At 68.6% G+C, this 21442-nt stretch carries 24 protein-coding genes; 8 read left to right on the top strand and 16 right to left on the bottom strand.

The genetic code is table 11. The features are described 5' to 3' along the window. Nucleotides 1-209: 209 nt before the first annotated feature. The 4 genes from AC5W7N_RS15840 to AC5W7N_RS15855 form a co-directional block, all read right to left on the bottom strand. Nucleotides 210-749 carry a hypothetical protein gene (locus AC5W7N_RS15840; protein WP_163811482.1) on the bottom strand — a complete coding sequence of 180 codons (540 nt, stop codon included), beginning with the start codon at nt 747-749 and terminating at the stop codon, nt 210-212. Nucleotides 750-949: 200 nt separating this feature from the next. Then, a complete protein-coding gene (locus AC5W7N_RS15845) occupies nt 950-1276 on the bottom strand; it encodes a DUF397 domain-containing protein (RefSeq protein WP_495924131.1) in 327 nt (108 codons plus the stop codon). Between the two features lie 21 nt (nt 1277-1297). Continuing rightward, nucleotides 1298-2530 (bottom strand): RNA polymerase sigma factor, encoded by a 1233-nt coding sequence (locus tag AC5W7N_RS15850; RefSeq protein ID WP_490724812.1) that lies wholly within the window; start codon nt 2528-2530, stop codon nt 1298-1300. Further along, a complete protein-coding gene (locus AC5W7N_RS15855) occupies nt 2527-2898 on the bottom strand; it encodes a YciI family protein (protein ID WP_163811486.1) in 372 nt (123 codons plus the stop codon). Before AC5W7N_RS15855 ends, AC5W7N_RS15850 begins: the two co-directional genes overlap by 4 nt. 194 nt (nt 2899-3092) lie before the next feature. Between AC5W7N_RS15855 and AC5W7N_RS15860 the strand changes: the two genes are divergently transcribed. Beyond that, a complete protein-coding gene (locus tag AC5W7N_RS15860; protein WP_163811488.1) occupies nt 3093-3521 on the top strand; it encodes a DUF1579 domain-containing protein in 429 nt (142 codons plus the stop codon). A 57-nt stretch (nt 3522-3578) separates the two neighbouring features. Here the strand turns inward: AC5W7N_RS15860 and AC5W7N_RS15865 are convergent, their stop codons facing one another. From AC5W7N_RS15865 to AC5W7N_RS15895, 7 genes are all read right to left on the bottom strand, one after another. Further along, entirely contained in the window at nt 3579-4226 is a 648-nt protein-coding gene (locus tag AC5W7N_RS15865; protein ID WP_163811490.1) for a hypothetical protein, read from the bottom strand. Nucleotides 4227-4382: 156 nt separating this feature from the next. Further along, nucleotides 4383-5147, bottom strand: coding sequence for an ESX secretion-associated protein EspG (locus AC5W7N_RS15870; protein WP_195020000.1), 765 nt, complete (start codon nt 5145-5147; stop codon nt 4383-4385). Next, nucleotides 5144-6460, bottom strand: a complete 1317-nt coding sequence (locus AC5W7N_RS15875) for a hypothetical protein (RefSeq protein WP_195019999.1) — start codon at nt 6458-6460, stop codon at nt 5144-5146. Before AC5W7N_RS15875 ends, AC5W7N_RS15870 begins: the two co-directional genes overlap by 4 nt. A gap of 6 nt (nt 6461-6466) precedes the next feature. Beyond that, nucleotides 6467-6952: a hypothetical protein gene (locus AC5W7N_RS15880; protein ID WP_195019998.1), complete on the bottom strand. Its 486-nt coding sequence runs from the start codon at nt 6950-6952 to the stop codon at nt 6467-6469. 44 nt (nt 6953-6996) lie between these two features. Then, the gene (locus tag AC5W7N_RS15885) at nt 6997-7593 is read right to left on the bottom strand and encodes a DUF3558 domain-containing protein (RefSeq protein WP_195019997.1); all 597 of its coding nucleotides are present in this window, start codon (nt 7591-7593) and stop codon (nt 6997-6999) included. Between the two features lie 154 nt (nt 7594-7747). Further along, nucleotides 7748-8290 carry a DUF4254 domain-containing protein gene (locus tag AC5W7N_RS15890; RefSeq protein WP_163817842.1) on the bottom strand — a complete coding sequence of 181 codons (543 nt, stop codon included), beginning with the start codon at nt 8288-8290 and terminating at the stop codon, nt 7748-7750. A 213-nt stretch (nt 8291-8503) separates the two neighbouring features. After that, nucleotides 8504-9679, bottom strand: a complete 1176-nt coding sequence (locus AC5W7N_RS15895; protein WP_163817840.1) for an acyl-CoA dehydrogenase family protein — start codon at nt 9677-9679, stop codon at nt 8504-8506. A gap of 92 nt (nt 9680-9771) precedes the next feature. Here AC5W7N_RS15895 and AC5W7N_RS15900 point away from each other — a divergent pair, with 92 nt between their 5' ends. Continuing rightward, nucleotides 9772-10914 carry a cystathionine gamma-synthase gene (locus AC5W7N_RS15900; RefSeq protein WP_195006789.1) on the top strand — a complete coding sequence of 381 codons (1143 nt, stop codon included), beginning with the start codon at nt 9772-9774 and terminating at the stop codon, nt 10912-10914. 94 nt (nt 10915-11008) lie between these two features. On the opposite strand, the gene greA is transcribed toward AC5W7N_RS15900, so the two are convergent. Continuing rightward, nucleotides 11009-11503, bottom strand: coding sequence for a transcription elongation factor GreA (greA, locus tag AC5W7N_RS15905; protein ID WP_036539687.1), 495 nt, complete (start codon nt 11501-11503; stop codon nt 11009-11011). Nucleotides 11504-11794: 291 nt separating this feature from the next. Continuing rightward, nucleotides 11795-12268 carry a DUF4307 domain-containing protein gene (locus AC5W7N_RS15910; protein ID WP_163817836.1) on the bottom strand — a complete coding sequence of 158 codons (474 nt, stop codon included), beginning with the start codon at nt 12266-12268 and terminating at the stop codon, nt 11795-11797. A gap of 150 nt (nt 12269-12418) precedes the next feature. Between AC5W7N_RS15910 and mca the strand changes: the two genes are divergently transcribed. Both mca and AC5W7N_RS15920 read left to right on the top strand, forming a co-directional pair. Continuing rightward, nucleotides 12419-13303 carry a mycothiol conjugate amidase Mca gene (gene mca, locus AC5W7N_RS15915; RefSeq protein WP_280212768.1) on the top strand — a complete coding sequence of 295 codons (885 nt, stop codon included), beginning with the start codon at nt 12419-12421 and terminating at the stop codon, nt 13301-13303. Next, nucleotides 13303-13608, top strand: a complete 306-nt coding sequence (locus tag AC5W7N_RS15920) for a hypothetical protein (RefSeq protein WP_178128455.1) — start codon at nt 13303-13305, stop codon at nt 13606-13608. Before mca ends, AC5W7N_RS15920 begins: the two co-directional genes overlap by 1 nt. Nucleotides 13609-14103: 495 nt before the next feature. Here the strand turns inward: AC5W7N_RS15920 and AC5W7N_RS15925 are convergent, their stop codons facing one another. Together AC5W7N_RS15925 and AC5W7N_RS15930 are read right to left on the bottom strand one after the other, a co-directional pair. Continuing rightward, a complete protein-coding gene (locus tag AC5W7N_RS15925; RefSeq protein ID WP_163817831.1) occupies nt 14104-14502 on the bottom strand; it encodes an NUDIX hydrolase in 399 nt (132 codons plus the stop codon). 48 nt (nt 14503-14550) lie between these two features. Continuing rightward, complete coding sequence (locus AC5W7N_RS15930; protein ID WP_195019996.1) at nt 14551-17349, bottom strand: ATP-binding protein; 2799 nt, start codon at nt 17347-17349, stop codon at nt 14551-14553. Between the two features lie 227 nt (nt 17350-17576). Here AC5W7N_RS15930 and AC5W7N_RS15935 point away from each other — a divergent pair, with 227 nt between their 5' ends. The 3 genes from AC5W7N_RS15935 to AC5W7N_RS15945 all read left to right on the top strand — a co-directional run bounded on the left by AC5W7N_RS15935 (nt 17577) and on the right by AC5W7N_RS15945 (nt 19118). Then, the gene (locus AC5W7N_RS15935) at nt 17577-18215 is read left to right on the top strand and encodes a VOC family protein (RefSeq protein WP_195019995.1); all 639 of its coding nucleotides are present in this window, start codon (nt 17577-17579) and stop codon (nt 18213-18215) included. Between the two features lie 34 nt (nt 18216-18249). Next, the gene (locus tag AC5W7N_RS15940) at nt 18250-18606 is read left to right on the top strand and encodes a VOC family protein (RefSeq protein WP_195019994.1); all 357 of its coding nucleotides are present in this window, start codon (nt 18250-18252) and stop codon (nt 18604-18606) included. 155 nt (nt 18607-18761) lie between these two features. Continuing rightward, nucleotides 18762-19118, top strand: coding sequence for a DoxX family protein (locus AC5W7N_RS15945; protein ID WP_194992813.1), 357 nt, complete (start codon nt 18762-18764; stop codon nt 19116-19118). Nucleotides 19119-19133: 15 nt separating this feature from the next. On the opposite strand, the gene AC5W7N_RS15950 is transcribed toward AC5W7N_RS15945, so the two are convergent. Further along, complete coding sequence (locus AC5W7N_RS15950) at nt 19134-19796, bottom strand: hypothetical protein (RefSeq protein WP_163815089.1); 663 nt, start codon at nt 19794-19796, stop codon at nt 19134-19136. A gap of 1294 nt (nt 19797-21090) precedes the next feature. Between AC5W7N_RS15950 and AC5W7N_RS15955 the strand changes: the two genes are divergently transcribed. Beyond that, nucleotides 21091-21357, top strand: a complete 267-nt coding sequence (locus tag AC5W7N_RS15955) for a hypothetical protein (protein WP_195019993.1) — start codon at nt 21091-21093, stop codon at nt 21355-21357. The last annotated feature ends 85 nt before the right edge of the window (nt 21358-21442 follow it).

Raw genomic sequence — 21442 nt, forward strand, 5'->3', positions numbered from 1 at the left:
GAGAAAAGCGCAGAATTGGACGGTTGATCAACAAGTAATGTATCTCACAGCTGGGCGGCAGGTGGGGTGGAGTCACAGTGCGGGACCAAGGCTGTTGCCCCGGCCTGCCCCGACCGCATCGGCCCCGGCAGCGGCGATGGAGCGGCGAGCGTGGTTGCCGCCGTAGGGGAATGGCGGCAGCCGAGCTGCCGCTCGCCGGTCGGTCCGGCTCAGGCGCGCGTCGCGGCCCAGCGCACCAGATCGTCGACGGGCACGTTCCAGGAGCCGATGGCGGAGTTCGGGACGAAGGCCGGGATCTCCGGGATGTCGCCCAACTCTGGGACGGTGGCGACGAAGTGCAGATACCGGCCATCGTCGAGTCGGGTCGAGAAGGGCTGGTCCGGATGATCCGGTGGGGCTTCGAAGGTCAGCTCCGGCGCGTCGGCGAGCCACGGTTCCAGCAGATCTTCGACTTCGGCGAAAGTGGCTTGGGTGAGCCATTCCCGCTGCGGCGCGCACACGACGAATCGGTCGACCGCACTGAAGCACAGAACCGGCCAGTCCTCGATCGGGTTCGCTCGGCACTCTCCGGCCAGTTCGGTGAGGTCGAGTTCGTACAGCTCCGGATCCGGTTCGCCCGAGGCCACGCTGACCCAGCCGTTGTCGACGTCCTGCCCTTCGGCGCCGAAACTGCCGAGCGCCGAATCGACATACTCGGCGAACTTCGCGTACTCATCGGCCGTGAAGAATTCGCACCACTCGGGAACCATTCCACCTGCTCTCCATAGCTACCGCGCACTGACCGGCCGATGGTATGCCGACGATCCACACCTTGCCGCCCGTGGAAAATCGCGGGGCCCTCGACCTGCCGCCCCTACCGGTGTGCGCGAACTGCGCACAGGTTATGGCGATTTCGATAGCTCACACCTTGTGCGACGTGCCCGAATCCTGTGCGAAGCCGCAACTCGATCTACGCGAGAGGGGGAAACCTCTTGTGCTGGATGGCCGTGGTGAAGTGGTCCCAGTCGGTGGGGTTGAGGACGAGAGCGGGGCCGGTGGGGTTCTTGGAGTCGCATACGCCGACTGCCCACCGACCCGCGCGGCCTGCCCCGGCTACCGACCGAACGTCTCTACCTGCTGTGAGACGGCATCCCCTCCCAGCGCCCGGTCTGGCGGCGGCCAGTTGCGCCGACGGCCTCGGGCATACTGCCGACCGCTCGATCCGGAGGCGTCGTCCGGCCCGACCGGCTCGAATCGCGCGGCAGATGGTGTGGCCACGGCAGTGAGTTGAGTCGATCGGAGGTCGCCGGGGTGGTAGTCAGTCGAGGTGATCGGCCTTGCTGTGTAGGTAGCGCTTTTCGACCTGGTTATCGGTGAGTTCGGCGGCGCGGCGGAAGTATTCGGTGGCGGCGGCGTTCTCGCCGACCTGCTGTAAGAGGTGGGCTCGGACGGCGTGTTCACGCTGCCGGGTGAGCGGGTTGCTGTCGAGGTGGTGGCGCTGGTTGAGGTCGTCGAGCAAGGCCAGGCCCCTGGCCGGTCCGTGCGCGTGGGCGACGGCCACCACGCGGGCGAGCTGGACCGGCGGCGTCGGGGTGAGGCGCTCGAGCCACAGGTACAGCATCGCGATCTGGGCCCAGTCGGTGCGGCCCGGTTCGGCCGCGGCGTGCACCGCGGCGATCGCGGCCTGGATCTGGTAAGGGCCGGCCGGGGCTCGGTTCCACACGCTGTCGATGAGAGCTGTTCCCTCCGCGATCATTTCGCGATTCCACTGTGCGGGATCCTGCTGATCGAGGGGTATCAGTTCGCCGGCCTCGGTGCGGGCCGCGCGGCGGGATTCGGTGAGCAGCATCAGTGCGAGCAGGCCCGTCACCTCCGCGTCGGCGGGGACGGTGGCGTGCAGCATTCTGGTGAGCCGGATGGCCTCGGCGGTGAGGTCCAGGCGGGTGAGGTCGGCTCCGGCGGTGGCGGTGTAGCCCTCGTTGAAGATGAGATACAGCACCTGGAGAACCGCCGCCATTCGACTGTCGCGGTCCTCGCCGGTGGGGAGCGTGAAGCGGGCGCCGGCCTTCGCGAGTTGTTGTTTGGCGCGGCTGATCCGGGTGCCCATGGTGGCCTCGGTCGTGCCGTAGGCGTGCGCGATCTCGGCCGTGGTCAGCCCGCCGACCGCGCGCAAGGTGAGCGCCACCTGCGAGGTGTGCGCGAGTGCTGGATGGCAGCACAGCAAGAGCAAGGTGAGGCTGTCGTCCAGTCCGCCGGCCTGCGCGGCCCGGGCGGGCTCGGCCATGGCCAGTTCGGCGGCGCCGGCTTCCAGTTCCCGGCGCCTGCGGGCCTGATCGGAGCGCAGCAGATCCACCATGCGCCGGTAGGCGACGCGGATGAGCCAACTGCGCGGTTCGTCCGGAATGCCCTCGACCGGCCACTTTCCGGCTGCGGCCAGCAACGCTTCCTGCACGGCGTCCTCGGCGATATCGAAGCGGCCGAACCGGCGGACCAGCGCGCCGAGGACCTGCGGCGCTTCGGCGCGCAGCAGGTCCTCGAGCTCCGGGTTCACGCGGTGAAGTCCTCGCCCATGATCGGGCGGATCTCGATCGGCTCACCGAGCGCCTCGACGATGCGGGCGGTGATCTCCACGGCCCGTTCATGTCCGGCCACGTCGATCACGGCGAAGCTGGCCAGCACCTCCTTCAACTCCGCGAACGGCCCGTCGGTGGCGACCACGCCATCGGCGGTCTTGCGAACCGTGGTGCTGACCGCCGGGTGGCCGAGGCCCTCCGTACTGACCAGCTCGCCGGAGGCGAACAGCTCCTTCTCCAGCTGCTGGTAGGTGGCGAACGCGGCCAGCGCCTCCTCCGAGGCGGTGTCGGCGGTCGCGGCGTCCCATGCGGCGGCCGGGGTGTAGCCGAGCAGCAGATATTTCACGGGGTCCTCCGATGTGGTGGGTTCTCGTCACGGTAGCCGGTCCGCGACCGCGATCTGGGTCCGTTGCCACCTCGGAGCCGCGGCCCGAACCTCGACACGGTCGTCCTGTGATCCAGATCACAGTCTGATGATGTCGAGGACGGTCTGCCTGCACCGAGGTACCAGCGAACGACCCACACAGAAGGAGTACGACCATGAACGACACCCAGCAGCAGCCCACCCCCGAGCTCCAGGCCCTTGACCGCCTCGTCGGCACCTGGAAAGTCAGCGGCGGCGCCGAAGGAACCGTGCGCTACGAATGGATGCCCGGCCGGTTCTTCCTGCTCCAGCACGTCGACCTCACCCAGTACGGCGAACCCGTCACCGGTTTGGAGGTGATCGGCAACCTGCACCCGTTCGGCGAACCCACCGGCCCCGACGTGGTCTCCCGGTACTACGACTCGGTCGGCAACACCTTCGACTACGTCTACGAACTCGACGGTGACACCCTCACCATCTGGGGCGGCGCCAAAGGCAGCCCCGCCTACTACCGTGGCACCTTCGATGCCGAAGGCACCACGGTCACCGGCGAATGGGTCTACCCGGGCGGCGGGGGATACGCCTCGACCATGACCCGGATGTGATCCTGCTGCCCGAGTCGGTCACCGCCGGCTCGGGCACGGCCGGATTGTGGATGCCCGTTACGAGGGCTGCTGGCAATCCAGCCACTTACCGTCTTCTTTGGCGTAAGCGTTGGTTTCGGTCTTGGTCTCCGACTCCGCGCCTTCGTTCTTCCACGTGGAGGTGATGTCGGCGGTGGCGGTATCCCCGGTTACCTTGATGTTGTCGACTTTGTCGACAGTGACCGTGGTGGTTTCGCGCATGATGGCCAGATTCGCGGCCTTGTAGGCCGGTTCGTCGTAGCGGATGAACGCGTCGACCAGGTTATTGATGCTCTCATCGGAGGCCGCCGGGTATTCCGCCTTCAGGGCGGCGGCGAGCTGATCGGCAGGCTTGGCGGCGAACTCCTCGGCCGTTCCCGCCGAGCTGAGCGGCGGGAACATGGTGTCCGGCAGGTTCTTGACCTGGTCGCGGTACTTGGTGCAGGTGAGTTCGGCCATCCGGTCGAAATCGAAGGTCGCCATCGCGGGCTCCTGCTGCGCGATGAGGTCGCGGATCTGCTGCGCATCGCCGCCCTCGGCGGCGGCCGGAGCCGACACGGACGTCGAAGCCGCGGTCGTCGACTCCTCCGAGCTGCAGCCCACCGCCGCTACCGCGACGAACGCCAGCCCTACTGCAAGTGTGCGCTTCACTGAAGTCTTCCTGTCAATCATCGACGACAGCCACACGAACGTTCCAGGGAAAGGACCGTTCCGGCGCACGTCTGCTGAACGAGCGAAGATTAGCCCAGGCGCAGGTGGTTCGCTCAACCGAAATACCCAGGGCCGGAGGGCTCCCATGCAGGTCATGCGGGGTAGCTATGGCAACCGAAGCCGGGCGGCCGGCTACCAGACCGGTTCCTGGGCATCCTCACGTAGCCGCTTACGGGCGCGCACGATCCAGTTGGTGAACATCTCGGTGAACATCTGCGGGGCGGCCGGGCGGACGTTCAACTGTTCGCGGTTGCGCTGTTCCAGGTAGCGGCCGTCGCCGGTGAGGTCGAACCACTGGAAGGCGTACCAGGGGTCCGGGCGGGCGTGCAGTGGGCCGACGAGAAGTCCGGCATTGCCGCCGCCGTCGGCGGGTCGCAGCGCCAGCCGCTGATACTCCTCCCGGGGCGTGCGGTGCGCGAAACTGCGCTGCTCGCTGCGCTGTTCGAGATCCGCGAGATGGAAGGTGGCCGCGGGGTGGGTGCCCGGCGCGCAGGCGGGCAAGGCCGCGGTCAGGCGATTCGGCAGTTGTTCGGGGCGGAACAGGCGGCAGGTGATGGGGCCGTCGACTCCGTCGATCGCCGTTTGTGACAAGGTGGCCGCTTGATAGGTGGTACTTGCCCCGACAACGCGATACTCGCCCTCCCGGCCGCGTTTGGTTTTCGTTGTGCCGCCGAGGATTTCGATACGGAAATCGGATTCGGCGAGCGTGTGGAAGGCGAGCTGGATGCGTTCGAGTTCGTCGCCGTCGTAGCCCGTGCGCACCTTCTCGCGGTGTGCCGCGACTTCACCGAGGAAACGGAAGCGGCTGACATACCGCAGCGGGCGTGGGAAGCGGTCGTGCGCGTCGCTGTACCACAGGGCCGCGAAATCATCGGGGTCCCATCGCCATTCGCTCACCGCCGATCCTCCCCCTCCTGCGGTGCGGTGGTCTCGGCCGCCGGGATATCGCCGCCGATCACGCCGCCGGGAACGGTCTTGGGGACCTCGCCGAGCAGTTCGTCGGTGTTCTCGGCGGTGATCAGGTACTCCGGCGTCTTGTGCTCGTCCTCATCGGAGTTGCCGCCCCGGCCCGCACCGGCACCCATGCCGCCCATCGGCATACCCATCAAGCCGCGACCGGTGGCCGCCGACCTGGCAGCATTGGCCGCGGCCGCCGGACCTGCCCCAGCACCCGATCCGCCCGGCCCACCCGGAATGCTGCGCCCGGCGCCGGGCTTCTCGCTGCCGGAACCCGAGCCACCGGAACCGGAGCCGCCCCCGGACCCCGCGCCGCCCGCACGCCCCGCACCGCCCGTGCCTGCCGATCCACCCGTCCGGCCGCCCGGCACACCGGTTGGGGAGTAGCCGGCGGCATTGACGCCCGCCGGTGTGGTGGAGGCGAGCGACGGGTCCGTCACGCGGGAGGTCGTGCTCGTGGGCGTACTCGACGGGGCAGTGGTATTCGCCGCCATGGTCGTCGGATCCTGCTGCTCCTCGGTGGTTTCGCCGCCGGTTTCCTCGGTGCCTTTGGTCTCCTCGGTTTCCCCTTCGGAACCGCCCTGATCGCCAGTGCCGCCGCCGCCAGTGCCGCCGCCGGAGCCGTCGCCCGCGCCGTCGCCACCACCGGTATCGCCGCCACCACCTTCCCACTCGCGGTCATCGGTCGGCGGTTTCACCGGCGGGACCAGTGGTTGGGTGGGATCGTCCGGCTTGGGCAGGACCGGAATCTCTCGGTCGGTGTCGACGAACGGCTTCACATAGTGGGTGCCCATCACGGTGCGCGCGGTGGCTTCGGCATCGTCACGCTTGGACGCCGAATGCGAGCCGACATACGGCCAACTCGTCGGGTTCCACGCCGGGCGCTTCTCGACCACCTCGGGCAACTCGCGCTTGGTGGTGTTGATCGAATCGACTGCGCCGTAGACCCGGGCGGCCATCGCTTGCAGGGCGGGGGAGAGATCTTGGGCGCGAGTCGTGTAGTTGGACAAGGCCGTCCGGGCGGCTTCGGCGGCCGGGCCGTCCCATGCCGCCGAGCTCGACCGCTGGATGCGGGCCGCGAAAACCCTCACCCCATCGGTCCATTTGTTCTCGATCTCGGTGAATTTGTTGGCCGCGGCGAAAGCCTCTGTCGTGTTCAGCGGATTGAACGAATCATTGATCTGGGAGTGATCGAGATTGTCGGGATTCTCGCCGTCTTTGATACGCGGCTGCTCGGTAGGGATTTTGGACATCGTGGCCTACTTCGCCACGGGGGTGACGCCGGGCTGGGTGCGTGTCGGCGCAATCGGCCCCGGAGGTGGTAGTTCGGCCACGAGCTGGTTGTAGCGGGCAGCGAACGTCTCGTCGGTGTCGATGTAGCGCTGAGCGATCGCTTTATGGAGTTGCTGGATTTCGTCGACGATCTTGTAGTGCTCTTCGAGGATCGCGTGGATGCTGTTGTCGGAACCCTTGGCCTTTTCGCGGAATCGACTGACGAGGATGCTCGCCGATGACAGGGGGTCCTTGTCCTCGCCCAGCCCCCACACCTCCTGGTCGGAGATCGTTCGTGCGATTTCCTGAAGGTCGCGGATATGGGTCTTGAACGCATCGCAGTCGCGGTCGATATAGACGAACTCTTCCGCGTTCACCTGAATGTCGCCGTTCATCTGGACGGACAGCCTGCCCTCGGCGGCTTCTGTGATCAGGCCGGCCAACGTGTGTGGTGCCGTGTCGTTCTCGCTCATACCGTTCAGCTCCCCCAGTATATGTTTTCGTGTGTGCGGACCGACTATGCGTCGGATGGAATCAGCGGCACCACTTTCTCGGCCAGGCCGCGAGCGAGCTCGCAGGTGTCGATGTGGCCGGTCTCCCGGTTCGAGGCGGGGTTGTTCAGGCCGAACTCGATGCTTCCACCCTTCATCGCGACGTGGAGAGTGCACACCGATGTCGGTTCTGATTCGTCGCTCACGTGCGAAGCGATAGCCTCGCGGCCCGAGATCGTGTACTCGTCGCGGACGGTTCGATTCTTGTTGTCGCGGACCATGTTCACGGTGAGGTTCGTGACGCTGATCGTTGTGGAGTACGCATCTGGCTGCGACCAGCGGCAGCCTTGCCATTTGATGCCGTTCGAACCGGAGTTGTTCGCGGTAGAGCGGTTCCGCAGCCCCTCCGAGGCAAGTACTTCTTGCGGGATATCCGAGCACGGATCAAACCCGCTCGGCACATCCGCCGCGATCCCACCTTCGGCCGCGCTGGTGCCCGCCCCACTCGTACTCCCCGCCGACCCCACCGGCTGCGCTTCCCCCTCCGTCGACCCCCCGCACCCCGCCGCAACCAACACCACAGCCCCGATAGCGAGCAGGTACCGCCCTCGCACCAGTTTCATCACCGGCTCCTCCCGACCCTGGTCACGCGAATACGGGACCGGATTCGGATTCCGCCCCCTCGGCTGGCTGTGACCTTATCGAAATCCGATTTGCCCGGGCAAGGGTCGCGGCGGCGTTACCGGGAAACACGCGTGACGACGCGCCGATCGCCGGTTACGGCGTCGAGCCCGCCCGGTACCGCCCGTGCGGCCGGGTCTGGTCGGGGGCGCTGGTGATCAGGTCGGTCCAGGTGTCGGCCAGCAGGGCCAGGCGGTACCACGCGGCGTGCACGCGGTCGTCGGAGACGCGTTCGGCGGTGTGCAGCAGGTGGCTGGCGTGGACGTGGGCGGCGGCCATGCGGTCGACGGTGGCGCCGAGGGAGGCGGCGCGCAGTTGCCGGGTGGCGTAGCGGCCGGGGATGCGGGTGCGCACCCAGTTGTCGATGCGGGCGACGAGTTCGTGGCGGCGGCAATCGATTCCGGCCGTGGCGAGCGGGTTGCGTTGCCGGGCGCGGTGCAGATCTGCCAGTTCCTGTGCCCAGTCCAGTAGCGGATGTTCCTCGCGGCGGCCGGCGAAAGCCGCGACCAGGTCGCGCTGATCGGGTAGCGGGCGGGCGTCGACCGGGTCGGCGAGGGTGCCGCGTTCACGTGCCCGGAAACTCTGGCGGTAATCGGTGACCGTGGTGTGGACGGTAGTGCCGGACGACAGCGAGTTCATTGCGCACCTCCGCATTTCGGTGTCAGCGCACCCGCCGTTTCCTGCTGCGTCGGACCCGTCTTCGGGTGCACTCATAGGGTGCGCGATCGCCGGGGCCGATGGGTGACATCCAGATGGCCCTCGAATGACAAGCGGTAACAATGTTCGCAGCGCGCGCCCGGCCGCTGGGTGAGGTAGAGCGCCGGAGGGCCCGGCGCCTTACCGAATCGCCGTCTACCGGAACGCTTTGGCTCCGGTGAGCGCATTTCCGAGCACCAGCTGGTGAACCTCGGCCGTTCCTTCGTAGGTGAGCACCGATTCGAGATTGTTGGCGTGCCGCAGCACCGGGTAATCCAGCGTGATTCCGTTGGCGCCCAGAATCGTCCGGCATTCGCGGGCGATCGCGATGGCCTCGCGGGTGCTGTTGAGTTTGCCCGCGCTGATCTGTTCCGGAGCGATCTCGCCGCGATCCTTCAACCGGCCCAGATGCAGCGCCAACAGCTGCCCTTTACCGAATTCCAGCGCCATATCGGCGATCTTGGCCTGGGTGAGCTGGTAGGCGGCCAGTGGTTTGTCGAAAACCTCGCGGGTGCGGGCGTATTCGATGGTGGCGGTGAGGCAGTCGCGGGCCGCGCCGAGCGCGCCGAAGATGATGCCGAACCGGGCCTCGCTCAGGCAGGCCAGCGGCGCGGACAGTCCGCGCGCCTCGGGCAGCAGGGCGTCGGCGGGCAGGCGCACCTCGTCGAAATCGAGTTCGGCGGTCACCGAGGCGCGCAGCGAGAGCTTGCGATGCATTTCCCGCGCGGTGAAACCGGGCGTGCCCGCCGGGACGAGGAAGCCGTGTACGACCTGCTTGCCGTCGACGTCGACCTGCGCCCACACCACCGCCACATCGGCCACCGAGCCGTTGGTGATCCACATCTTCGAACCGTTGAGCACCCAGTCGTCGCCGTCGCGGCGGGCGCGGGTGCGCATGCCGCCGGGGTTGGAGCCGAAGTCGGGTTCGGTCAGCCCGAAACAGCCGAGCGCGCGGCCCGCCGCCATCTCCGGCAGCCACTGCTGCTTCTGCTCCTCGGAGCCGAACTTGTGGATCGCGGTCATCGCCAGCGAACCCTGCACCGACACCATCGAGCGCACGCCGGAATCGACGGCCTCCAATTCCTGGCAGGCCAGGCCATAGGTGGTGGCCGACATGCCCGCGCAGCCGTAACCCTCCAGGTGCATACCGAGCAGACCGAGTTTGCCCAGTTCGGGCGCGATATCGCGGGCCGGGAAGGTGCCCTCCTCGAACCAGTCGGCGATGTGCGGGCGCAGCCGTTCGGCCGCGAACGCCGCGACGGTGTCGCGGATCTCGCGTTCGGTATCGGACAGCAGCGCATCGATCGCGAACAGTTCTTCGACGGTCACCATGGGGACAGCGTAAACGGGCCTCGCGGGCGCCGACACGCCCAACGGGAGAACCGGCCGTCGGCCCGGAAAACGCTGCCTTTAGGCTGAGGCACATGAGTGAGCTGGGATTCTCCACCAGGGCCGTGCACGCCGGTTTCGATCCCGATCCCCAGACCGGCGCGGTGAACGTGCCCATCTACGCGAGCTCCACCTTCGCCCAGGACGGCGTCGGCGGCCTGCGGGACGGCTACGAATACGGCCGCACCGGCAACCCCACCCGCACCGCCCTGGAAGCCAACCTCGCCGCGCTGGAAGCCGGCCGCTACGGCCGCGCCTTCGCCTCCGGCATGGCCGCCACCGACTGCGCCCTGCGCGCCACGCTGCGTCCCGGCGACCACATCGTCATCCCGGATGACGCCTATGGCGGCACCTTCCGGCTCATCGACAAGGTGTTCAGCCAGTGGGGCATCGAGCATTCGCCCGCGCACGTGTTCAACGTCGACGAGATGCGCGCCGCGATCCGCCCCAACACCAAGCTGGTGTGGATCGAGACTCCCACCAACCCGCTGCTCAGCATCGGTGACATCCCGGCCCTCGCCGACGTGGCGCACGCGGCGGGCGCCAAGCTGGTGGTCGACAACACCTTCGCCACGCCGTACCTGCAGCAGCCGCTGCTGCTCGGCGCCGACATCGTGGTGCATTCGACCACCAAGTACCTGGGCGGGCACTCCGACGTCATCGGTGGCGCGCTGATCACCGACGACGCCGAACTCGACGCCGCGTTCGCGTTCTTGCAGAACGGTGCGGGCGCCGTCCCCGGCCCGTTCGACGCCTTCCTGACCATGCGCGGCACCAAGACCCTGGCCCTGCGGATGGACCGGCATTGCGACAATGCCGAAACCCTCGCCGAGTTCCTGACTCGGCACCCGAAGATCTCCCAGGTCATCTACCCCGGCCTGAACGAGCATCCCGGGCACGCGGTGGCCGACAAGCAGATGCGCCGCTTCGGCGGCATGATCTCGGTGCGGCTCAACGACGGCCCCGACGCGGCCCGCGATTTCTGCTCACGCACCAAGATCTTCACCCTGGCCGAATCGCTGGGCGGTGTGGAATCGCTGATCGAACACCCGGCGGCCATGACCCACGCCTCCACCGCGGGCTCGATGCTCGAGGTACCCGCGGATCTGGTGCGGCTGTCGGTGGGCATCGAGGACGTCAGCGACCTGCTCGCCGACATCGAGCAGGCGCTGAGCTGAGACCCGGCAGATGACGAAACGGCCGCACCCGAAGAATCGGATGCGGCCGTTCGCGTCTGTGGGCCCGGCCGGGCGACGCCGGCCGCGAGCCGGATCAGCTGTGGTAGGGCTCCGCGCTGATCAACGTCACCTTCATGGTGTTGCCGTTGGGCAGGGTGTATTCGCGGGTCTCGCCGACCTTCGCGTCGATGAGCGCGCCACCCAGCGGCGAGTTGGGGGAGTAGGTCTCCAGCTTGGAGTCGCTGAGGCCCTCTTCGCGGGTGGCGATGAGGAAGGTCTCGGTGTCGGATTCGTCGCCGTCGTAGTAGACCTTGACCACGGAACCCGGCAGCGCGACGCCGGACTTGGTGGGCGCGACGCCCACCTTGGCGTTGTTCAGCAGTTCCTGCAGCTGGCGGATGCGAGCTTCCTGCTGACCCTGCTCCTCGCGCGCGGCGTGGTATCCGCCGTTCTCCTTGAGGTCGCCCTCTTCACGGCGTTCGTTGATCTCGGCGGCGATGACCGGACGGTTGGCAATGAGCGCGTCGAGTTCGCTCTTGAGCCTGTCGTGCGACTCCGGGGTCAGCCAGGTCACTTGCGTCTCAGTCATCTCGATCACTCCCTAGTAGTTGTTCCCGGCGAGCCAGGATTCCCTGATACTGCGAGCACCTACCCGCACACGGGCATGCACAAGCAGACGGCTGGAGCGTTCCTGGGAAGTTCTTCGAACCTTCACAGACCTGATCCCGGATAATCTCGCCGATCCGGAACCGCGCCGGCCGCCAATGCAGCAAACACGGCTCCGTGCCCCGGAACCGTGCGTGAAGCCATTTTAGCATGGTTCATAAATGCGCAGGTCGGAGTTTATTTTCTGAACAGTTCGCGCCGTAACGGCGCTATTTCACCCCGCGCGCAGGTACTGCGGCACCTTGTCGGTGCAGCCGTAGACACTGGCCGAGGACGGCCGTTCCGAGGACCGGACGCGGGTGGTGAGCTCGATGGTGCCGTAGTCCTCGGCGGCGTTCGGGTCGGCTCCCACGATCAGCACTTCGCGGCGGCCGACCTCGGCATTGTCCCTGGACATCGCGCGGACGAAGCAGACGACGGGCTGGGTGGCGTCGTCGCGGGTGACTTTGATCCGCACCTCGACGGTCGAATCGTCGATGACGGTGTAGCCGAGCTGTTCGGCCTGGATATCGTCCGGACCGTATTTCGACCAGCCGAGGTAGGCCACCACGACCCCGGCCACCAGCACGATCAGGCCCAAGCCGAGCGCGATCAGGTTGCGCCTGGTGCGTTGCCCCGCCGGGCGGGCGCCGTAGCGGTCGGCATTGCGGGCCGCGACGTCGGCGGCGCGGCTGGGGTCCGGGGGCATGCGGTGTCCTTCGGCCCCCGTTGCGGGCGTGTGAGGGCGCTCGCGGGGGGTAGGTCGGAACAGAATCGGTCGGAATGGAACTATAGAGAACGAAGACCTGACGGGATTCTCCCGACCCACCCGCGATGCGAGAGCGACGGTGAACGTGAAGTGAGTGGCCTTCGCCTCATGGCGGTGCACGCCCACCCCGACGACGAATCGAGTAAGGGCGCCGCGACCACCGCTAGGTATGCCGATGAAGGCAACGATGTCCTCGTCGTCACGCTGACCGGCGGCGAACGCGGCAGCATCCTGAATCCGGCGATGGATACCCCCGGTGTGCTGGACCGGATCGACGAGATCCGCCGCGAGGAGATGGCGGCCGCGGCCGCCGCCCTCGGTGTGCAGCAGACCTGGCTGGGTTTCGTCGACTCCGGCCTGCCCGAGGGCGATCCGCTGCCGCCGCTGCCCGAGGGCTGCTTCGCGCTGGTCCCGCTGGAGGAGGCCACCGAGGCGCTGGTGCGGGTGGTGCGCGAGTTCAAGCCACACGTCATGACCACCTACGACGAGACCGGCGGCTATCCGCATCCGGATCACATCATGTGCCACAAGGTGTCGGTGGCCGCGTTCGAGGCGGCGGGCGATCCGGAGAAGTTCCCGGACGCGGGTGAGCCGTGGACGCCGCTCAAGCTGTACTACGACCACGGGTTCAGCATCCGCAGGCTGGAAGTGTTCGCCGAGGAGTACGAGCGCATGGGTGAGCCGTTCCCGATGCGCGAGTGGCTGGACCGGATGCGCAAGTACGCCGTCGAGCGCGGCGACGTGATGACGCGGGTCACCACCCAGGTGGAGTGCGCGAAGTACTTCCCGCAGCGTGACGACGCCCTGCGCGCCCACGCCACCCAGATCGACCCCAACGGCGCGTTCTTCGCCATTCCGCTGGAGATCCAGCAGCGGCTGTGGCCGACCGAGGAGTTCGAGCTGGCCCAGACCCGCGTGCGCACCGCCCTGCCCGAGAACGATCTGTTCGCCGGTATCGAGGATGAGCACCGGTGATGCTCGCTCTACTCGCCCAGACCCCGGGCACACCGACCGGCCCCGAATTCGGCAAGGCCTCGCCGTTCGGCCTGATCATCGTGCTGATCCTGCTGGTCGGCACGTTCCTGCTGGTGCGTTCGATGAACAAGCATCTGAAGAACCTGCCCGAGCAGTTCGAGCCCGAACATCCGGAGCCGGACCAAGCCGCCGATGAGGGGACCGAGCCGGGGATCGCCTTGCGCGCGGAGGCGGAGGACGACGCGGACAAGCGCGCCGATTCCGATGGCCGTGCCGATGCCGGCGGACGTGCTGAAACCGGCTGAGTTCTGAGCTTTCACATCGGGCCCGAGACCGTGGGTGGTCTCGGGCCCGACTGCTGTGCGTGGAGGGGTCGCCAGACGACGCTGGTTGCGGAACTGATCGGCTGAGTTCGCAAGACGGATGCGGAGATCCGGCCGGTGCACGGCGAGGACATATCCGCTTCGTATATCGATCCCGCAGATCGTGATTCGCGGTGCGGAAGTTTGGACGCCCGGGATGAGTTCGGTGATGGCGCATCGCTTCACCCTGGTGAACTGAGATAGCTCGGGGTGGGGGCGCCGCTGCGCTCGTTCCGGGCGCACTGTGCAGTCTACCGGCCGAGTTTTCCCACCGCACCGGGTTTTTCGGTTGCTACGGGTTTGTTGTGCGGCCGAGATCCAACGGCGACGGTGATTGCCCGAGGTCCGAGAGATCGGGAAGCAAACTGGTAGTGGGCTTTACACGTGTGCCCGGTGCCAGAACTCGCGGTGCCGGAAGTGTCCGCTCGGCAACCGCATTCACCAATCAATGAGACCGAGCTCGTGCAGGTGCCGGAACACCATCATCGAACCGGGTGCGACGTGATCCATGGCCGCGTACTCGCTGACGGTGAAGTAACGCAGCTCGGCGATCTCGCTGGTCGGCGTCGGTTCGCCGGTGAGATCGGCGGTGAAGCAGTTCATCTGCAGCGGGGTGCCCGGCGCGTGCCCATAGGCCTCGGCGTGGAACACACCCAGCTCGCTGACATCTGTCACCCCGACGCCGAGCTCCTCGCGGATCTCGCGGTGCAGCGCCTCCACCGGAGTCTCACCGGGATCGATCTTGCCGCCCGCCATGTAGAAAACCTCTTTCCCCACCGAGCGCGTCTGGATGAGGCGGCGGTCACGGATGTGGGCGAGTGCGGCGGTACGGATCACGGTTCCACTGTAGGAAGCCGATCAACCGGATTTTCTGGGGGTTCGCTCCTACCCGCGGACCGGGACCATCGGGGTGAGTCCGAGGCCGGCGATCGCGGCGGAGCCCGCGGCGGCGTGATCTCCGCCGGCCAGGACTCGGGATCGCGCCGCCTGGTAACCGCAGCCTGCCGCCTCGAATGTGGCGGCCGAGGCGAGCGTCCGCTGCGGGTCTCCGGCGAGCAGGGCATCGGCTCGCTCCACGAGAGCTTCCGCAATGGGGTTGCCCGCCACGATGTTTCGGGCCTCGGCGATGTGCTCGTTCGCCTCGGGGTTGCCCGCGAGGACGGCGGCTTCCGCGCGCAACGCGACGTACCAGTGCAGCCAGATCCAGGTGACCCAGCGCCACACCTCATCCGGGCCGGCGGCCATGCGCTGCAACGCCTGCGCGGGCTGCCCGTGGTGGAGCAGGGCGAGCGCGTCGAAGACGGCGCCGTAGCCGTGCGTCCGGACGGGCGTGGTGTCGGCTCGGCGCGCGTACTCGGCCCATTCGGCGTGCGCGTTCTGGTCGTCGCGCAGATCGTGGACCATCGCCACACCGGCCATCGCGGGGCCGAGCAGGGAGCGGGCGGGGCTGCCTGCCCGCTGCCAGGAGTCGAGAAAACGGACGCTGTGGGTGCGGACCCGCTCGACCTCGCCCGACAGCGCGTCGGTCACCAGCAACCAGCTCGTGGCACGATGGCCGACCTCGGCCAGCAGCGGATGATCGGCGAGCTGCCGCGCCCAGCGGCGGGCGCCGGGCAGATCGCCTGCGCCCAGGCACGCTTCGGTGGCTTCGCCCAGCGCTTCGATCAGCTCGTGGGTGGCGGCCGGGGTGCGCGGCGCGGATTCCAGGACCGTCATGCGGCGCAGGGTGGTGGCCGCGGCGCCGAAGGTGTCACCGGCCCAGCTCTGCACGCCGGCGAGAGTGTCGAGTGCTGCCGAGGCGGCGAGTGGATCGCCGGTGCGCTGGGCGAGGTCGACGGCGCGTTCGGCATGGGCGAGGGTTTCCGGCACCACCTCGCCTTCCGGGTGCTGCCCGGTGAGGTTGTCGGTGAGCGTTCGCCCGGCCTCGGCCAAGGCGACGGCTGCCTGAGCCCGTGGGTCGTCGCCGGCCAATTCCCGCGCCTCGGTGATGAGCGCCAGTGCTTCCGCCGGCGGCAGCACCCGGACGAATTTGCCTGCGAACCGGTAAGAGTCGGCCGCCGCGGTGGCCAGATCACAGGCGGCGCCCGCGGAGTCGCCCGATCGGCGGGCGGCGTCGGCGGCCTCGCGATGCAGGCGGTCCATGTCTTCGCCGCGAAGCTGGCATCCGGCCGCGCCCGCCGCCTGCCGCAGCATCGCCGCCGCCACGGCGGGATCGTCGGCGAGGGCGGCGGCCTGCTCGTAGCGCATCTGGGATTCGCCGATCAGGTTGCGGGTGAAGCACAGTCGAGCCATCCGCTCGGCGAGCTCGCGGGCCTCGGTGCGCTGGTCCGCCCGGTCGGCGGCCCAGGCCATGGCGGCCCGGAAATCGTCGGCCACCCGGTCGAAGCGGGCGCGCCAATCGGTGCCGACCACCTCGAGCGCCTCGGCTTCGGCCAGGCACCAGCGCAGATGGCGGGTCCGGGTGTCGAGCAGTTCATCGGCCTGCGTCAGACGTTCCATGCCGTACTGGCGGATGGTTTCCAGCGCACGAAATTCGGTGCCGTTCGCGGAGGCCGTCACGACCAGCAGGCTCTGCTCGGCCAGCCGGGCCAAGCCATCGGCGGCGACACCGAGGTCCAATCCGGCGACCCGGGCGGCCGCCTGCACACCGAACGACTTCATGAACACCGAGATTCGGCGCAGCAGCACTCGGTCATCCGGGTCGAGCAGGTCGTGGCTCCAGTCCAGCGCGGCGCGCACCGAACGGTGCCGGTCCTCGGCGCGGGAGCCGCCCGAGAGCATGCGCAGCTGGTCGGAGAGTCCGGCTTCGAGACCGTCCAGGCCGAGGGTGGTCCAGCGGGCGGCGGCCAGCTCGATCGCCAGTGCCACACCGTCCAGCCGCTCGCAGAACGCGCAAACCTGGTCGCGCAGTGCGTTGTTCGGCGGCCAGCCGCTGGCCGCCGCCCGATCCATGAACAGCTCCACCGCATCCGAATCGCCCGCACCGGCCAGCGACATCGGCGCCACCGGATACACCCGCTCGAACGGAACCATCAGCCGGGCGCGGCTCGTCGCCAGCACCGTCATCCGGGGGCATGCCGCGAGGAGGCGCTCGATGAACGGCGCGACCCCGTCCAGGACGTGCTCGCAATTATCGAGAATCAGCAGCGCCTGCCGGTCGGCGAGCGCGGCGAGCACCGACTCGTCCATGCCGCGGCCGGGCTGCTCGCCGAGACCGAGCGCGAACGCGACCGTTCCGGCGACCACGCAGATATCGGGGCTGGTGATCGGCACCAGATCGACGAACCACACACCGTCGGGAAAGGCGGCGGCCGCATCGGCGGCGACGGCCAGCGCGAGCCGGGTCTTACCCACCCCGCCGGGGCCGACGGCGCTCACCTGCCGGTGCTCGGTGATCAGCTCGCTCAGCTCGGCGCGCTCACGGGTCCGGCCGATGAACGAGGTCAGCGGCGTGGGCAGGGCCGGGGCCGGCTGCGGCTGCGCGGCGGCCGCCGGCGGCGCGGCGTGCTGGGCCAGCGCTCGCCGATCCGGCACCTCCAGCTTGCGCAGCAGCGAGGACACATGGCTTTCCACCGTGCGCACCGAGATGAACAAGCGCGCACCGATCTCGGCATTGCTCAGATGCTGCCCCACCAGCGAGAGCACCTCGGCTTCGCGCGCCGAGATCTCCATCGTCGCCGCCATGACTCCCATCCTGCTCGTGATCGCGTGATCATACTTCGCGGTCCGATACGGGCTCGGTACGCAGACGTCCGTGCAGCCACGCAGACGCTGCGTGCGCGCGATCCGTGGTCGGTTCCGTGGTCGCCACGGATGTGGTGGGTGCCCCTCCGGCGAGAAGCTGTGCACACAGCCGGTTCAACGCAACAGGCACACCGGGCCCGCCGGGCCCCACGACCACAGGAGTGATCATGACCAGCACCGCCGCCATCCAGTCCGTCATCCTCGAAGCCACCGACGCCGCGGCCACCGAAGCCTTCTACGACGCCGCGTTCGGTCTCGGCGACAAGTTGCGGGTGCGCAGCTCGCAGGCCCCGACCAGCGGGTTCCGTGGTTACGTGTTGTCGCTGGTGGTCTCGCAGCCGAGCACGGTGGACAGCCTCATCGGCTCGGCCGTCGACGCAGGCGCGACCATCGTGAAGTCCGCCAAGAAGAGCTTCTGGGGCTACGGCGGCGTCGTCCAGGCACCGGACGGTTCGATCTGGAAGATCGCGACCTCGGCGAAGAAGGACACCGGGCCCGCCACCAGGGAGATCGACGAATTCGTGGTGCTGCTCGGCGTCGACAACGTCAAGGCGACCAAACAGTTCTACGTCGAGCAGGGGCTGAGCGTGGGCAAGAGCTTCGGCAGCAAGTACGTCGAGTTCGAGGCGCCGTCGTCAGCGGTGAAGCTGGCGCTCTACGGCCGCAAGGCCGCCGCCAAGGACGCCGGTGTGCCGGCCGAGGGCAGCGGCTCGCACCGCATCGCCTTCGCCGCGGACATCGCGCCCTGCACCGATCCGGACGGGTTCGTGTGGGAGGCGGCGGCCAGCCTCAGCCCGTCTGCCTGACCCATCCAGCACGTTTCGAGTTCGAGGAGTGACCATGACCAGCTCGACCACCCAGGGCATCAAGACCGTTCTGCACCCGGTGACGGACCTGGAAGCCGCCAAGCAGCTCTACACCGCCCTGCTCGGCGTCGCGCCGCAGACCGACTCGCCCTACTACGTGGGGTTCGACGCCGAGGGTCAGCACATCGGGCTGGTACCCGACGGCGGACCCCAGAAGATGACCTCGCCCGTGGCGTACTGGCACGTGGACGATATCGACACCAAGCTCGGCGAGCTCGTCGCAGCGGGGGCGACGATCAAGGAGCCGGCGCGCGAGGTGGGTGGGGGACGGGTGGTCGCCAGCGTCACCGACGTCGACGGCAACGTCCTCGGGCTCATCCAGGACCGCTGAATACTTGCTCACCGCCGGACGACGAGGGGTTCGCCCGGCGGTGAGCACGCGGGTCCGCTGTCGAAGGTGACGAGAGCAACGTCCGGGGACCCATCACATTGCCGTGGTGTGTTTCGTCCATCCAGCGACCACAGCCGCATCCCGCAGGAGGAACGATGTCCATCGCAACGGCCAGCACTCTGATCGTCACCGCCCTCGCCACCTTCGTGGCCGCCGCCTCCGATCTCGCGAGAAACCGGTGGACGCTCGACAATATGACCAAGTACGGAGTGCCGCACTCGTGGATCATCCCGCTGGGTCTGGTGAAACTCGCCGGGGCGCTCGGACTGCTCGCGGGCCTGGCGATCCCCGCGCTCGGCGCAGCCGCCGCGGCGGGCCTGGTGTTGTACTTCATCGGAGCGGTGGCCACGCTCGCCCGCGCACGCGGTTATTCCGATCTGGTGTACCCGGGTTGCTATCTCGTGCTCGCCACCGCATCGTTGGTGCTGACGCTCGTCGCGACCGGCAGCTAGCCGCCTACCAGCAGGTCAGGACGGGACCTCGGTGGTCTCCGGTCGCACCATTGTGACCAGGATGTCGTGCAGGGCCTTGGCCTGCCTGCCCGCGTGGCGGTCGTGCAACACGACGTCTGTGAAGGCATCGATCAAGGCCTGGGCCGGATTCAACGGACTGAACGCGAGATCCGGTCCGCCGCGCAGCGACTCGGTGACCAGGAGCCGCTGGGCTTCCTGGCGGGCGCGAAAGTCGCCTGCGGCGTCGAGCGCGCAGCCGTACGCCCGGACCACTGCCGTATACACCGTGCGATCGGCAATGCGCCGCCTACGCAGCCACTTTCGGGAACGAGGGGCCGCCGCCGGCCGCGGCACCAGCGCGGTGCTGTCGACGATCAGCCAGAGCGGCGAGGGGTCCGTACGCGGCAGCGCGGCCGCACCGAGCGTGCGCGGCGGGGCGGTACCGGCCGGGTGGCGAATCTCGATGCCCTGCAAGGTGATCGGGTACCGGGCGAGCATATCGCCGACCGCTTCGGCGAACTCGCGCAGGCTAGAGGGATCGAGCGGTGCATCGTCGAAGCCGATCAGCGTCAGCCCACGCTGCGCCGCCAGCTCGGCAAGAGGATTCCGCAGGCCGGAGCCGGACGGATCGGGAGTCGGGGGTGGTGGGCTCGTCGCTGGGTGGGCGGTCCGTTGCATGGCAGCCGGGTGCGCGGCTGGCGGTTGGGCGGGATTCGCCTGCGCCACAGGGGGTGCAGCGCTCGCCGGGTGGTTATCTGCACCGGGTGAGTCCGCCGGGCGCGCAGCCGGCGCCGGGGCGGCCGCTACCTGCGGTCTTCCCACCGTGGGCACGCGAAGGGATCGCAGCGCTACCGGCAGGGCGTCGAGCGCGGACGGGCTGGACGCTGCCCGCCCTGAGCTGGTGGACCTCGGGTGGGGCGCCGTGCCCGGAGCGTCACCGCTGCCGATTGGGTGGTCTCCGCTGGGTGGAGCGCCTTGGCTCCGGGGCGATCCGACTGGATCCGCAGGTGTCCTCAGGGTGCGGGTGTGGCCGTTCTGGTCATCCGCGGCAGCGCCCGGCGCGAAAGGCGGGGCCGGCGGTGGTGGCGCGGGCTGGGAGGCGTCGTCGGGCGCGGTCGGCCCGGCGTCGGTGGCTACAGCGTTGGGGTCGTGTGGCTCGGAAGGCGGCGGCTGATCGCGTTGTGGAATGCTGCCGTCCGGTTGGGTGGCAGCGGGTCGGTCGTTGCCCGGTTGGGCGGCAGTGGGTCGGTCGTTGTCCGATTGGGCGGCAGTGGGTCGGCTGCTGTCCGGTTGGGTAGTAGCGGGTCGAGAATTGGCCAGTGAAGCATCGGTGGGCGTAGGTGCCGGTCGCGCCACTGGAGCCGGGTGGGACTCGGCCTGCGGTCTTCCCACGGTGGGCACGCGGAGGGAACGCAGGGGCTCCGGCAGGGCATCGAGCCCGGACGTTGTCCGCCCGGCGCGCGGGGACGTGGGTTGTGGCCCCCTATTCGATTCCCCTTCGCTCGGCGACGCGCCGATCTCGCCGGGGGTGATCCCACGGTCGGTGGTCGATTCGCTGTGCGGGACGGGTGTCGGCTGCCTCCGAGGGCCGGCGGAGTTCTGGCCGCCTGCGGAAGTGCCGGGCGCGATGGCAGATATCGGAGGCGGCGGTGCGGGCCGGCGCTCGCGGTGGAGCGCTGGGTCGTCCGACCCGTCGGCAGGGGCGGCGGTACTGCGTGCCCGGCGCTCGGCTGCGATGGCTGCTGGGGCATCGGTATTCTGCGGCCGCGGTCCATTGGTGCGGGTGCTGCCGGGATGCCGTCCCGCGCCGGGGTCGGGGCTAGGCGATGCGACGGTGGCTTGCGGCGCGGGTGTGGCGGCCTCGACGGTCGAGGGGAGCGAGGCAGCCGCGCGCGTGCTGTCCGCCCGGAGTGCGGGCGGAGCTGCTGTCCGATATCCGTCGCGTCCGGCTTCTGGCGCCGCGGATCTTCGCTTGGACCAGGGGGTCGGACCCGGCGCACGGCCCGCCGGTTGCCCGATCGTGGGCGCGGCGGCGCCCACGATCGGATCCGCCGTCGAGGCACCGGCGACCTCGACGACGCTCGCCGACTGCGCTTCGGCGGCGGCGATGGCGGCCTTCAGCTCGGCGACGGTGTCGGTGGCTTCGGCGATCACGCGTTCCAAGCGGGCCACCGTGGCGCGCATTTCGGCGAGGTCGATGGGTGACGGCCGGCTCATCGCGCTGTCCTGCTCGCCATGACCGCCTATCGGGTGAGGCCGGTGTGCTGACCGGTAACCACATCCGATCGCCGCGGGCGCGGCGACGGACTATGACGTATCCAGTT

The organism is Nocardia sp. CDC519, from assembly GCF_059509835.1.